Source organism: Ottowia massiliensis (assembly GCF_900240305.1).
GTDB lineage: Bacteria > Pseudomonadota > Gammaproteobacteria > Burkholderiales > Burkholderiaceae_C > Ottowia > Ottowia massiliensis.
In genome coordinates this window covers 626,531-638,965 of record NZ_LT964854.1, presented here as the reverse complement: position 1 = coordinate 638,965, position 12,435 = coordinate 626,531, and the positions used below count along the sequence as shown (strand labels likewise).

General features: G+C 64.7%; 11 protein-coding genes. 6 read left to right on the top strand and 5 right to left on the bottom strand.

Annotated elements, in window-relative coordinates; translation table 11 throughout:
- Window positions 1-320: 320 nt before the first annotated feature.
- From murJ to C1720_RS02845, 3 genes are all read right to left on the bottom strand, one after another.
- Window positions 321-1,880: a murein biosynthesis integral membrane protein MurJ gene (gene murJ, locus C1720_RS02855; RefSeq protein ID WP_102283165.1), complete on the bottom strand. Its 1,560-nt coding sequence runs from the start codon at window positions 1,878-1,880 to the stop codon at window positions 321-323.
- Between the two features lie 306 nt (window positions 1,881-2,186).
- A complete protein-coding gene (locus C1720_RS02850; RefSeq protein ID WP_050715656.1) occupies window positions 2,187-2,588 on the bottom strand; it encodes a divergent PAP2 family protein in 402 nt (133 codons plus the stop codon).
- The gene (locus tag C1720_RS02845) at window positions 2,585-3,463 is read right to left on the bottom strand and encodes a decaprenyl-phosphate phosphoribosyltransferase (RefSeq protein WP_102283164.1); all 879 of its coding nucleotides are present in this window, start codon (window positions 3,461-3,463) and stop codon (window positions 2,585-2,587) included. The genes C1720_RS02850 and C1720_RS02845 overlap by 4 nt, the downstream gene beginning before the upstream one ends.
- A 42-nt stretch (window positions 3,464-3,505) precedes the next feature.
- Between C1720_RS02845 and C1720_RS02840 the strand changes: the two genes are divergently transcribed.
- Genes C1720_RS02840 through rpsT form a run of 4 tightly spaced genes read left to right on the top strand, consistent with a single transcriptional unit; the run spans window position 3,506 to window position 6,436 of the window.
- Complete coding sequence (locus tag C1720_RS02840; RefSeq protein ID WP_102283163.1) at window positions 3,506-3,910, top strand: GtrA family protein; 405 nt, start codon at window positions 3,506-3,508, stop codon at window positions 3,908-3,910.
- Window positions 3,911-3,948: 38 nt separating this feature from the next.
- Window positions 3,949-5,271 (top strand): FAD-binding oxidoreductase, encoded by a 1,323-nt coding sequence (locus C1720_RS02835; protein WP_102283162.1) that lies wholly within the window; start codon window positions 3,949-3,951, stop codon window positions 5,269-5,271.
- Window positions 5,272-5,318: 47 nt separating this feature from the next.
- Window positions 5,319-6,083, top strand: a complete 765-nt coding sequence (locus C1720_RS02830; RefSeq protein WP_102283161.1) for an SDR family NAD(P)-dependent oxidoreductase — start codon at window positions 5,319-5,321, stop codon at window positions 6,081-6,083.
- Between the two features lie 47 nt (window positions 6,084-6,130).
- Entirely contained in the window at window positions 6,131-6,436 is a 306-nt protein-coding gene (gene rpsT, locus C1720_RS02825) for a 30S ribosomal protein S20 (protein ID WP_050715661.1), read from the top strand.
- Window positions 6,437-6,988: 552 nt separating this feature from the next.
- Here rpsT and lysS read toward each other — a convergent pair.
- Window positions 6,989-8,539 carry a lysine--tRNA ligase gene (gene lysS, locus C1720_RS02820; protein ID WP_102283160.1) on the bottom strand — a complete coding sequence of 517 codons (1,551 nt, stop codon included), beginning with the start codon at window positions 8,537-8,539 and terminating at the stop codon, window positions 6,989-6,991.
- A 360-nt stretch (window positions 8,540-8,899) separates the two neighbouring features.
- On the opposite strand from lysS, the gene C1720_RS02815 reads away from it, so the two are divergent.
- On the top strand, window positions 8,900-9,220 hold the full coding sequence (locus C1720_RS02815; protein ID WP_102283159.1) for a DUF485 domain-containing protein: 321 nt from the start codon (window positions 8,900-8,902) through the stop codon (window positions 9,218-9,220).
- Complete coding sequence (locus tag C1720_RS02810; RefSeq protein ID WP_102283158.1) at window positions 9,217-10,974, top strand: cation acetate symporter; 1,758 nt, start codon at window positions 9,217-9,219, stop codon at window positions 10,972-10,974. The genes C1720_RS02815 and C1720_RS02810 overlap by 4 nt, the downstream gene beginning before the upstream one ends.
- Before the next feature lie 237 nt (window positions 10,975-11,211).
- Here the strand turns inward: C1720_RS02810 and C1720_RS02805 are convergent, their stop codons facing one another.
- Window positions 11,212-12,237 carry a TIGR00266 family protein gene (locus C1720_RS02805; protein ID WP_102283157.1) on the bottom strand — a complete coding sequence of 342 codons (1,026 nt, stop codon included), beginning with the start codon at window positions 12,235-12,237 and terminating at the stop codon, window positions 11,212-11,214.
- Window positions 12,238-12,435 lie beyond the last annotated feature (198 nt).

Sequence of the window (12,435 nt, the reverse complement as noted above, 5' to 3'; positions counted from 1 at the left end):
CAGACCTCGGGCGGGCATTCAGGGCAGGGCATCTAGCCGCCAGCCCGCCTGCCCGTGGAGCCGAAAGGAGCCAGGGCAAGGCATGGCGGCGAGCCAGCCTTGGACGCACGGGCTGCGCCATGCCTTGCAGCCTTGCTGAATGCGAGGGGATGTTTGCTCCTCGATTCATAGCGTGAGGTCCTAGTGCAATGGGCGCAAAAGCCGTTTTCCAACCTTCAAATTAGCTCTTGTTTTTGATGCAGCATGGCGGATGGAGCCAGGCTGCAAGGCCCGCTCCATTGGCTCCATTCGTCTGCCACGGACAGGCTTGGGGTTCGTTCTCAGCGCCGCGCCAGCTGCCGCAGGCGCACGCCGCCTGCGGCGAGCGCGCCAAAGTAGATGCCGCCAGCCGCCGCCATCAGCCCCGCCAGCAGGGCCACGCGCTGCAAGGGCGCGGCGCGCAGGGCGATCCAGTCGAAATGGCGGCTGCCCCAGAGCAAAAAGGCAGCCATCAGCAGCGTGGCGGCCAGCACCTGCAAGGCAAACAAACGCCAGCCGGGCTGCGGGCGGTAGCTGCCACGGCGGCGCAGGCCCCGCAGCAGCCAGGCGGCATTGACCAGCGCGCCCAGGGCGATGGAAAGCGTGAGTGCCGCATGCTGCAAGTGCGGCACCAGCAGCAGGTTCAGGCACTGGGTGAACGCCAGCACGGCCACGGCAATCTTCACGGGCGTGCGAATGTCCAGGCTGGCGTAGTAGCCGGGGGCCAGCACCTTCACGGCCACCAGGCCCACCAGACCCGCGCCGTAGCCGGCCAGCGCCAGCGCCACGCGCTGCACGTCGCCCGCGCTGAACTGGCCGTAGTGAAAGAGCGTGGCAATCAGCGGCGTGCCAAAAACCAGCAGCGCCGCCGCGCACGGCAGGCCCAGCAGCACCACCAGGCGCAGGCCCCAGTCCAGCATGGCCGAGTAGGCCGCCTCGTCGCCGCTGGCGCGCGCGGCCGTGAGCTGCGGGGTGAGCACCACGCCCAGCGCCACGCCCAGCAAGGCGGTGGGAAATTCCATCAGCCGGTCGGCATACCACACCCAGGTGACGCTGCCTTTGGCCAGGTGCGAGGCAATTTGCGTGTTGATGAGCAGCGAAAGCTGCGCCACGCCCACGCCCAGCAAGGCGGGCAGCATGAGCGAGAGCACCTGGCGCACGCCCGCGTCGGCCCAGGCGGCGCGCAGGCGCTGCCAGCTCAAGGCAATGCGCGGCAGCAGCCCCAGGCGGCGCAGCGCAGGCACTTGCACCGCCAGCTGCAATGCGCCGCCCAGCATGACGCCGGCGGCCATGGCGTAAATCGGCTCCAGCCCCAGCCGCGCGAAAAGCGGCGCGCCCAGCCAGGCGGCGGCAATCATGCAAAGGTTCAGCAGCACGGGCGTCACGGCGGGCACGGCAAAGCGCTTCCACGTATTCAGAATGCCCGCCGACAGGGCCACCAGCGACATGCAGCCGATGTAGGGGAACATCCAGCGCGTCATGCGCACGGCGGCCTCAAAACTGGCCGCATCCAGCCCGCTGGCCAGCAGCAGCACCAGCAGCGGCGCGGCCAGCATGCCCGCCAGGCAGGTGGCCGCCAGCGCCCAGGCCAGTGCGGTGGCCACGGCGTCAATCAGATGCCGCGTGGCCTCGATGCCATCGCGCTCCTTGCTGGCGGCCAGCACGGGCACGAAAGCCTGGCTGAACGCGCCTTCGCCAAACAGCCGCCGCAGCAGATTGGGAATGCGAAAGGCCACGTTGAAGGCGTCGGTCAGGCCGCTGACGCCAAAGGCCGAGGCCATGAGCCAGTCGCGCAGCAGCCCCGTGACGCGCGAGGCCAGCGTGAGCAGGGAAACGGTGGAGGCGGATTTGAACAGGCTCATGCTGGGCGGGCAGGCAGAAAAGCAGGGGCGTATTTCGCTCCTTGATCCATAGCATGATCTCCCCGTGAAATAAGCGGGAACGGCCTTTTCAAGGCGCCTGAATTTGCTCCTTTTTCGGATGCGGTTTGCAAGAGGCGGCGCCAGCAGGGCTGCGGCGCTGCGGCCGCGCGGGTTGGGCGTTTCATGGAATCGGATGACGGTGACGGACGGAGGGCTGCGCTGTGGCCCGGACCGGCACGGCAGATGCCAGGCCCAGGCTGCCGTGCCGATTGTCGCGGGCCTGCCTGCGGTGCAGCCGGGCGCTGGTCAGCGCAGCAGCCAGGCCACGGCGCAGCCTACCGCGATGCCGCCTGCGATTTCAAAGGGCGTGTGCCCCATGCGCTCGCGCAGACGGGCCTTTTCTTCAGGCCGCAGCTCGTTCAGCGCCTGCGCGTGGCGGCCCACCTGGCGGCGCAGGCTGGCGGCGTCGAGCATGACGATGAAGGCCAGCGTGAGCGCCACGCCGAAGGCCGCGCTGTCCAGCCCCTCGCGCAGGGCCGTCAGCGCGGCCATGCTGCTGACGATGGCGCTGTGGTTGCTGGGCATGCCGCCGTAGCCAATCAGCCCGAAGGCCGGCTTGCCCGCGCGCAGGCTGTTGATGGCGAATTTCAGGCAGCCCGCCGCCAGCCAGGCGGCAAACGGGGCCAGCAGGTAGCTCCAGGTTTTCATGACCCCGCCAGCCTCCATGCGCACAAGAGCAGCCAGGCGAGCACGGCGGCCATCAGCTGCCAGTCGGACAGCAGCACGTCCGTGGGCGATTCGCCGCCTTTTTTCATCTCCACCACGTACCAGTAGCGGAACAGTCCGAAGAGCACCAGCGGAATGCTCACGATCAGCTCCGGATGGGCCGACATGACGTAGAGGCTGTAGAACACCAGCGCGCCCGTGGCGGACATTTCGGCATAGCGCTCAATCAGCGGCAGCGAATAGCGTTGCAGCACCTGCCGCCCCTTGTCGCCCGAGCGCGCCAGCTCCTGCCTGCGTTTGATGGCGGCCATGTACAGGGCCAGGCACAGCGTGGTGACGAACATCCAGGAAGACAGCTTGACCTCCAGCGCCACCGCGCCCGCCAGCGCGCGCAGCACGAAGCCGCTGGCGACGATGAAGATGTCGATCACCGGCTGATGCTTGAGGCCGAAGCTGTAGGCCAGGTTCAGCGCCAGGTAGATGCCGATGACGGCCATGACGCCCGGCTGCATCCACGCGCCCGCAGCCAGCAGCGCGCCCAGCGCCAGCAGCAGCGCCAGCGCCATGCGCGGCGTCACGGCGCCCGACGCCAGGGGGCGCTCGTGCCGTTTGACGGGATGCTGCCGGTCGCGCTCCGCATCGCGCCAGTCATTGACGATGTAAACCGCTGAAGACGCCAGGCAAAACAGCAGCGCGGCCAGCAGCGCCTGGCCCGCGCGGTCAGCCTGCCAGAACTGCCCCGTGAACAGCAGCGGAGCCAGCACGAAGCCGTTCTTGATCCACTGCCGGGGACGCATCAGCCGGATCAGCCCGGCAGCGCAGCGCGCGGCGGAAGCGGCCGGGCCATTACGATTCATGATGGTTTTCAGGGAAACAAAAGGTTTTTCACACTTTACTTCATGCGCATTGCACTGCTTTATGCCTTGTTCGCCCTGGCGGCGACGGCGGTCAATATTGCCTCCCAGGCGCTATGGCTGCGATTCGCTCCCCGGCCGCTGGATACCGTAGCGGCTTCCATCATGGCGGGCACACTGGCCGGGCTGGCCGTGAAATATGCGCTGGACAAGCGCTACATCTTCTGCTTCAAGCCGGAAAATGCCGCGCATGACAGCCGCCTGTTCATGCTTTATTCCCTGATGGGCATTTTGACAACGCTGGTTTTCTGGGGCGCGGAATGGCTCTTTGAAATTCTGTTCAGGGATGATTTCATGCGTTATCTGGGCGGCGTGATTGGCCTGGGAATCGGTTATGCCGCCAAATATCACCTGGATAAAAAATTCGTTTTTGTGCGGCAGCCGGCGTGAAAACCGCCCGCTTTTTTTCAAAATGAAAAGGAAACGCCATGCCGAAAATGCCCGTTGAAAGCTGGGGCCGCCTGACGCGCGATGCGCACGACTGGCAGGCGCTCACGCAGGCCGATGGCCCGGCGCTGCTGGCGCAGCTGCAAGCGGGCCGGCCTGGCATTGCATATGGCGCGGGGCGCAGCTATGGCGATGTGGCGCTGAACCCCGGCGGCACGCTGTGGGCCACGCGAGGGCTGGACCGCTTCATCCGCTTTGACGAAAACGAAGGCGTGCTCACCTGCGAAGCCGGCGCGCTGCTGCGCGACGTGCAGCGCCTGGCCATCCAGCGCGGCTGGATGCTGCCCGTTTCGCCCGGCACGCAAATGGTGACGGTGGGCGGGGCCATCGCCAATGACGTGCACGGCAAAAGCCACCACAGCGCGGGCAGCTTCGGCCAGCACGTGCGCAGCCTGCGCCTGGCGCGCACCGACGGGCAGGTGATTGACGCCGCGCCCCAAGGCGGACAAGCAGACTGGTTTGCCGCCACGGTAGGCGGCCTGGGGCTGACGGGCGTGATCACGCAGGCGCAGTTGCAGCTCGAACGCATTCAAAGCCCCTGGTTTGAGGTGGACGTGCAGCCCTTTGACAGCCTGGCGGAATTTCTGGCGATCAACGCCGAAACCGGGCAGCAAGGCTGGGCGCACACCGTTTCGTGGATCGACTGCCTGCGTCGCCACGGCAGCACGCGGGGCATCTTCATGCGCGGCAACCTGGTGAAAGAAGCCGTGCGGCGGCCCGCTGCGCGCCAGCGGCGCTGGCGCATGCCGCTGACGCCGCCGTTTTCGCTCATCAACCCCTTGTCGCTGCGCCTGTTCAACCTGGCCTACTACCACGCCCACCGGCTGAAGGCGGGCCGGGGGCTGGCCTATTACGAGCCTTTTCTCTACCCGCTCGATCACATTCAGGACTGGAACCGCTTCTACGGCCCGCGCGGCTTTTACCAATACCAGTGCGTCGTGCCGCACGCGGGCGGGGCCGAAGCGGTGCAGGCCATGCTGGACGCCATAGGCGCATCGGGCCAAGGCTCGTTTCTGGCCGTGCTCAAGACGATGGGCGACACGCCCTCGGCGGGCATGCTGGGCTTTGCCATGCCCGGCATCACGCTGGCGCTGGACTTTCCCAACCGGGGGGCGTCCACGCTGGCGCTTTTCGAGCGGCTGGACGCCATCGTTCATGAAGCGGGCGGCCGCATCTACCTGGCCAAAGACGCGCGCTGGCCTCGCAAATATTTCGAGGCCGCCTACCCCCGGTTGCAGGAATTTCTGCCCTACCGCGATCCGGGCATCAGCTCGTCCCTCTCGCGCCGCCTGATGGGCGCCTGACGAGCACTCAATAAGCGCCCGGGACATTTTTTTGAAAACGCATCCTCATGAGCCGCAAACACATCGCCATCATCGGCGCCACCTCCGCCATCGCCGAACACTGCGCGCGCCTGTGGGTTGAGCGCGAACCTCTCACGCTGACCCTGATAGGCCGCGACGAAGAAAAACTGCGCCGCATCGCCGCCGACCTGAAAGCGCGCAGCCCGGCGTCCGAAATCGCCACGCGCGCCCAGGCCGATCTCACCAGCGTTGCCGCCATCGCCCAATGCGTGGCCAGCCTGCAAACGCCCGCGCCGCCTGATGTGGCGCTCGTGGCCTTCGGCCTGCTGCCCGACCAGGCTGCCTGCGAGCAAAACCTGCAAGCCAATGCCGACGCGCAATGGATCAACGGCGTGGCCCCCGCGCTCTACGCCGAAGCGCTGGCCAACGCCATGCAGCAGGCCGGGCGCGGCACGCTGGCCGTCATCGGCTCCGTGGCGGGCGATCGCGGGCGCAAGTCCAACTACGTCTATGGCGCGGCCAAGGGCCTGGTTGCCCGCTACATGCAGGGCCTGCAACACCGCCTGGCGCTGCAAAAAAGCCCCGTGCGCGCCGTGCTCATCAAGCCCGGCCCCACCGACACGCCCATGACGGCGCACCTGAAAACCGGCACTGGCCGCGCCTCAATGGCCGCGCCTGAAGAAGTGGCCCGCTGCATCGTGCGCGGCATCGACCGGGGCAGGGCGGTGGTTTACGCGCCGGGCAAATGGGCGCTCATCATGCTCATCGTGCGCTGCCTGCCTGACTTCGTGTTCAGACGCATCAACCTATAATCCGCCGCTTTGCCAGCAACATCCACAAACCTTCAAGGAACATACACATGGCATCAGCCAAACCCAAAAAGAAGAACCCGCGCCTGGCCTCCGGCCGCAAGCGCGTGCGCCAGAACACCAAAATCAACGCCGCCAACACCTCGCTGCGCTCCAAGTACCGCACCGCCGTGAAAAACGTGGACAAGGCCGTGGCCGCAGGCGATCTGGACAAGGCCAAGGCCGCCTTCGCCCTCATGCAATCGGTGGTGGACACCGTGGCCGACAAGGGCATCTTCCACAAGAACAAGGCCGCCCGCGACAAGAGCCGCCTGTCTGCCAAGGTCAAGGCGCTGTCCCAAGCAGCAGCAGCCTGAGCTTTTCTTTCCCAACACAGCCCGGGCGGGCGCATCAAGCCTCCGCCTGCCGTTTGAAACGGGTGCGCTGCCGGCAAAAGCAAAAAACCGCCTTGAGGCGGTTTTTTTGTGCCTGTGCGCCAAGACCACCCACGTGGAACAGGCAGGCGGCCCGGATGGCTGCCTTTCGCTATTCAAACAATAGCGGCCTGCGCAGATTCCATCAGGACTTCAGGCTTTTTTGTCCCCTTGAATTCGCTCTTGTTTCAAGAGCATCAGGTCTTTGTGCCTGGCCCGCCGCCATGCCTGCGGCGCTTTTTTCAGAGGAGGGCGGCAGGCGCTGATGGTCAATAGCCGCTGGCGCTGCATGCCGGTTTGCGGCTTTGGCAAGCCCGTTCAGCTGGGGCTGCCAGGCGGCATTTGAAAAAGGAGCAAATTCAAGCCACGAAAAACTGCCTTTGCGCCCATTTCGTCAGGACCTCGTGCTATGAAAAGAGAAGCGAAAACAGGCCCTGACGGCTCGTTTCAAGCCAGACTCAAGCCCGGCCCCTGAACAACACGGCTCGCGGCCGCTCACGCCTCGCGCCGCAGGGCGGGAAAGAGGATGACGTCGCGGATGCTGGGGCTGTCGGTCAGCAGCATCATGGTGCGGTCTATGCCCACGCCAATGCCGCCCGTGGGAGGCATGCCGTATTCGAGGGCGCGCACGTAATCGGCGTCGTAATACATGGCTTCGTCGTCGCCCGCGTCTTTGGCGCTGGCTTGCTGCTGAAAGCGTGCGGCCTGGTCTTCGGCGTCGTTGAGTTCGCTGAAGCCATTGGCCATTTCGCGGCCGGTGATGTACAGCTCGAAGCGCTCGGTCACTTCGGGGCGCGCGTCGTTGGCGCGGGCCAGGGGGCTGATTTCGGTGGGGTGCTCCATGATGAAGGTGGGCTGCCACAGCTCGGACTCCACGGCTTCTTCAAAGTACATCACTTGCAGCGCGGGCAGGCTGCGCCGGGAAAGCTGGTCTTTTTCTTCGCTCAGGCCCAGCTTTTTCAGGCGCGAGATGAGCGCGGCGGCGTCATCCACGTGCGCGCCAATGTCGGTGTGCGCGTGCAGCGCTTCGCGGATGGTCATGCGGGCAAAGGGCTGGCTCAAGTCCACGCTGCGGCCCTGGTAAGTCAGTTGCAGCGTGCCCAGCAGCCGCTGCGCGAGGGTGCGGAACAGGCGCTCGGCGCAGTCCATCTGGTCCAGATAGTTCCAGTAGGCGGCGTAAGACTCCATCATGGTGAATTCGGGGTTGTGCCGCACGCTGACGCCTTCGTTGCGAAAGCTCCGGTTGATTTCAAACACGCGCTCGAAGCCGCCGACGATCAGGCGCTTGAGATACAGCTCGGGCGCGATGCGCAGAAACATGTCTTGCTCCAGCGCGTTGTGGTGGGTGACGAAGGGCTTGGCGTTGGCGCCGCCCGGAATGGGGTGCAGCATGGGCGTTTCCACTTCCATGAAGCCTTCATTGACCATGAATTCGCGCAGCACGCCCAGCGCGCGGCTGCGCAGGGCAAAGCGCTGGCGGGCGCTTTCGTCCATGATGAGATCGACGTAGCGCTGGCGGTATTTCAGCTCCTGATCCTGCATGCCGTGGAATTTGTCGGGCAGCGGGCGCAGGCTTTTGGTGAGCAGGCGCAGGCGCGTGGCGTGAATGGAAAGCTCGCCTTTCTGGGTTTTGAAAACATGGCCTTCGGCGGCGATGATGTCGCCCAAATCCCAGCGCTTGAAGTCGGCATAGGCTTCTTCGCCCACGTCTTCGCGCGTCACATAAATCTGAATGCGGCCCGTGGCGTCTTGCACGGTGGCGAAACTGGCTTTGCCCATCACGCGCTTGAGCATCAGGCGGCCGGCGATGCTGGCGCTGATTTTTTCGCCCGCTTGCAGCTCATCGCCCGTTTTGCCGCCATGCGCGGCCTGCAAGGCGGCTGCGCGGTCCTTCGGCTTGAAATCGTTGGGAAAAGCCACCGCGCCGCCAGCGGCCTGGCGCTCGCGCAGGGCCTTGAGCTTTTCGCGGCGCTCGGCAATGAGTTTGTTTTCATCTTGCGGCTGTTCGCGGGCGGGCGCGGCATTGGCGTGATCGGCTTGGGTCATGGCGGCAGTCGGTTCTTGCGAAGGAAAAACGGCGAATTTTAGGAGGGCGTCCAGGAAGGGCCGCTTTGGCGGCCGGCCTTGGGCGAGCGGCGATGGCATTCGCCCTGCGCGCCCGCAGCGCGCATATTTTTCAGGGTTTTCACCAAGCGGAGCGCCGTTTGCGCCTTTTCTATTCGTATAAACCCGCCCGTGTTTACCCGCCCGGTGTTTACCCTTCCGGTAATTACCCGCCCGGTATTTTCCCTTCCCCGCGTTTTCATGGATTCCGCCAGCCTTGCGGATTTCTAGAATGGTTTGGCGCGGGCTGATGAATGCACATGAGCGCCCGCGCGTTTCGTCCATGAGACCAGGAGACACGCGATGAATGATTCCATGACCGCGCACATCAGCCGCAGCCCCAAATATCAGAAGCTCAAGCGCACGCGCAGCCGCTACGGCTGGACGCTCAGTATTCTGATGCTGATCGTTTTTTACGGCTATATCTGCCTGATTGCATTTGACAAGCCATTTTTATCGCGCCCCATTGGCAGCGGCGTCATGAGCATTGGCATTCCGCTGGGTCTGGCCGTGATTGTTTTTTCCGTCGCCATCACCGGCCTGTACGTGCGCCGCGCCAATGGCGAGTTTGACCGGCTCACGCAGGAAATCATTCGTGAAAGCCAGGAGGAGGGCGCAAAATGAAAAACCGGTTTTTCACCCATTCCATTATTCATTTTGTTTTTGCCGCGCTGGCTTTTTCGCTGGCTTTTCTTGCCGCAGGCGCGGCCCATGCGGCTGGCGATGTGGGCGAGACGGCCAAGCAGGCCACCAACTGGACGGCCATCATCATGTTCATGGTGTTTGTGCTGGCCACGCTGGGCATCACCAAATGGGCGGCCAAGCGCACGCGCTCGGCGTCTGACTTCTACACCGCAGGCGGCGGTATCACTGGCTTTCAAAACGGGCTGGCCATTGCGGGCGATTACATGTCCGCCGCCGCCTTTCTGGGCGTTTCGGCTGCCGTGATGAGTTCGGGCTATGACGGGCTGATTTATTCCACCGGCTTTCTGGTGGGCTGGCCCATCATGACCTTTTTGCTGGCCGAGCGGCTGCGCAACCTGGGGCGCTTCACGTTTGCCGATGTGGCGGGCTACCGCTTCAGGCAGGGGCCTTTCCGCGCCTTTGCCGCCAGCAGCACGCTGGTGGTGGTGGCGTTTTATCTGATTGCGCAAATGGTGGGCGCGGGCCAGCTGATCAAACTGCTTTTCGGGCTGGATTACTGGATTGCCGTGGTGCTGGTGGGCACGCTGATGATGGTTTATGTGTTTTTCGGCGGCATGACGGCGACCACCTGGGTGCAAATCATCAAGGCCGTCATGCTGCTGGCGGGCGTGAGTTTCATGGCCTTCATGATCATGCTGAAATACGGTTTCAACCCCGAAGCGCTTTTTGCCGATGCCGTGCGCGTGCGCACGGATATTGCCTCGCGATTGCCGGGCGCCACGCCCGAATCGGCGCAAAAAGCCGGGCTGGCCATTATGGGGCCGGGCGGATTCATTAAAGACCCCGTATCGGCCATCAGTTTCGGCATGGCGCTCATGTTTGGCACGATGGGGCTGCCGCATGTTTTGATGCGCTTTTTCACCGTGCCCAATGCCAAAGAGGCGCGCAAAAGCGTGCTCTGGGCCACAACCTGGGTGGCTTATTTCTTCATTCTGATTTTCATCATCGGCTTTGGCGCCATTACCCTGGTTTTGACCAATCCTGAAATGGCCAATACCGAAACCGGCATGATTCACGGCGGCGCGGGCGCATCCAACATGGCGGCGGTGCTGGTGGCCAAAAGCGTGGGCGGCAATATGTTCTACGGCTTTATTTCAGCCGTGGCTTTTGCCACCATTTTGGCCGTGGTGGCGGGGCTGACGCTTTCGGGCGCCACGGCGGTGTCGCATGACTTGTACGCCACGGTGTTCAAGGGCGGCAAAGCCCGCGTGGCAGACGAGCTGCGCGTCACGCGCATCACCACGGGCGTGCTGGGCGTGATCGCCGTGCTGCTGGGCATTTCGTTTGAAGGGCAGAACGTGGCCTTCATGGTGGCGCTGGCCTTTGCCATTGCCGCCTCGGCCAACTTTCCGGTGCTGCTGCTGTCGGTGATATGGCGCGGCTGCACCACGCGCGGCGCGGTGGCCGGGGGCTTTCTGGGCCTGATCTCGTCGGTGGCGCTCACCGTCGTCTCGCCCTCGGTGTGGGAGAACGTGCTGGGCAACCCGCCCGGCTCGGCGCTGTTTCCCTACTCGTCGCCCGCGCTGTTCAGCATGAGCCTGGGCTTTATCGGCGTCTGGCTGTTTTCAGTGCTGGACGGCAGCGCCCGCGCGCGTGAAGAGCATCAGGCCTTCGAGGCGCAGCAGGTGCGCTCCGAAACCGGCCTGGGCGCGGCGGGCGCCACGGCGCATTAGCGCCCTGCGCCGCGCCCCTTGCTCCCGGCGGGCAGGCCAGCCTGCCCGCCCGCCGGAGAACATCAAAAACAGAAGCAAATATGAGGGGTTGAAAATGCCGTCCTGCGCTCTTTTCACTAGGACATCATGCTATGAATAGAGGAGCGAAATAACGCCGCAGTCTTGGCACGCTTTGCGCCAGGGCTGCGGCAACGGCTTGGGAAAGCGGCTTTCCGCGCGGCGGGTGGCCTGAGGTTTTCAGAACCTGTTGTCGCCATCCAGCAGGCGGCCCAGGCCGCCGAGCACGGAGCCTTCGCCCACGTCCCTGCCGCCCGTCTGCGGGGCGGCGGCCAGCATGCGGCCCGCCATGCGCGAGAAGGGCAGCGATTGCAGCCAGACTTTGCCGGGGCCGGTCAGCGTTGCCAGAAACATGCCTTCGCCAGCGAACAGCATGCTCTTGATGCCGCCGGCGGCGCGCACGTCCATGCTCACGCCGGGGTGGAAGGCGACGACGCAGCCGGTGTCCACGTCAATGCGCTCGCCTGCGGCCAGATCGCGCTCGACCAGCGTGCCGCCCGCGTGCACGAAGACCCAGCCGTCGCCTTCAATCTTTTGCATGATGAAGCCTTCGCCGCCGAACAGGCCTGTGAGGATGCGTTTTTGCAAAAACACGCCCAGCCGCACGCCGCGCGCGCCCGCCAGAAAGCTGTCTTTCTGGCAGATGATGCAGCCGCCGTGCTCGGCCAGCCGCAGCGGCAGCACGGTGCCGGGGTAGGGGGCGGCAAAGGCCACGCGCGCCTTGCCGCGCCCCTGGTGGGTGAAGACGGTGGTGAACAGGCTCTCGCCCGTGACGATGCGCCGCCCGGCGGACAGCAGCTTGTTCATCAGGCCGCCTTCCTGCCGGGAGCCGTCGCCGAAGACGGTGCCCATTTCAATGGCGGCGTCCTTGTACATCATGGCTCCGGCTTCGGCCACGGCGCTTTCGCCGGGGTCCAGCTCCACCTCCACGAAGGGCATGTCGTTGCCCACGATGCGGTAGTCGATGTTGTCGCTTTGCATGCGCGCCAGCTGCTCGGGCAGCGGAATGGGCGGCATGTCTTGCGGCAGGCCGCTTTCAAAGGCTTCGGCGAATTCGGGCATGGCGCGGGCGGGCTGCCAGCCCGAGAGGCCCTGCCGCCAGCACAGGGCGGCCGGGTGCTGGCGCACATAAGCGAAGGCCTGGTCGGCGTCAAACGGCCCCAGGCGCTCGCTTTGGCCGGGCTGGATGAAGTACCACTGAGACAAGGGAAAGCTCCTTTCGTTGAACAAGCCAAGCTGATTGGCGTGAAGGGCCGATTGTTGGGCCTGTGAGCCTGTTCAGCGCTTGCCCGTGGGCGCCAAAAGCGCGGCTCCGGGCGGGCTTGCGGGCGATTTGAACGGATGCCGCCTGCCAGAGAGCATCAGAAACAGGAGCGAATTCAGGGGGCCATAAATGCCGCCTTG

Excerpts from the sequence above, each read along its gene's own strand:
- C1720_RS02810 (WP_102283158.1), top strand. The coding sequence starts at position 9,217 with ATGAAAAACCGGTTTTTCACCCATTCCATTATTCATTTTGTTTTTGCC.
- lysS (WP_102283160.1), bottom strand. The coding sequence starts at position 8,539 with ATGACCCAAGCCGATCACGCCAATGCCGCGCCCGCCCGCGAACAGCCG.
- C1720_RS02835 (WP_102283162.1), top strand. The coding sequence starts at position 3,949 with ATGCCGAAAATGCCCGTTGAAAGCTGGGGCCGCCTGACGCGCGATGCG.
- murJ (WP_102283165.1), bottom strand. The coding sequence starts at position 1,880 with ATGAGCCTGTTCAAATCCGCCTCCACCGTTTCCCTGCTCACGCTGGCC.
- rpsT (WP_050715661.1), top strand. The coding sequence starts at position 6,131 with ATGGCATCAGCCAAACCCAAAAAGAAGAACCCGCGCCTGGCCTCCGGC.
- C1720_RS02850 (WP_050715656.1), bottom strand. The coding sequence starts at position 2,588 with ATGAAAACCTGGAGCTACCTGCTGGCCCCGTTTGCCGCCTGGCTGGCG.
- C1720_RS02830 (WP_102283161.1), top strand. The coding sequence starts at position 5,319 with ATGAGCCGCAAACACATCGCCATCATCGGCGCCACCTCCGCCATCGCC.
- C1720_RS02840 (WP_102283163.1), top strand. The coding sequence starts at position 3,506 with ATGCGCATTGCACTGCTTTATGCCTTGTTCGCCCTGGCGGCGACGGCG.
- C1720_RS02815 (WP_102283159.1), top strand. The coding sequence starts at position 8,900 with ATGAATGATTCCATGACCGCGCACATCAGCCGCAGCCCCAAATATCAG.
- C1720_RS02845 (WP_102283164.1), bottom strand. The coding sequence starts at position 3,463 with ATGAATCGTAATGGCCCGGCCGCTTCCGCCGCGCGCTGCGCTGCCGGG.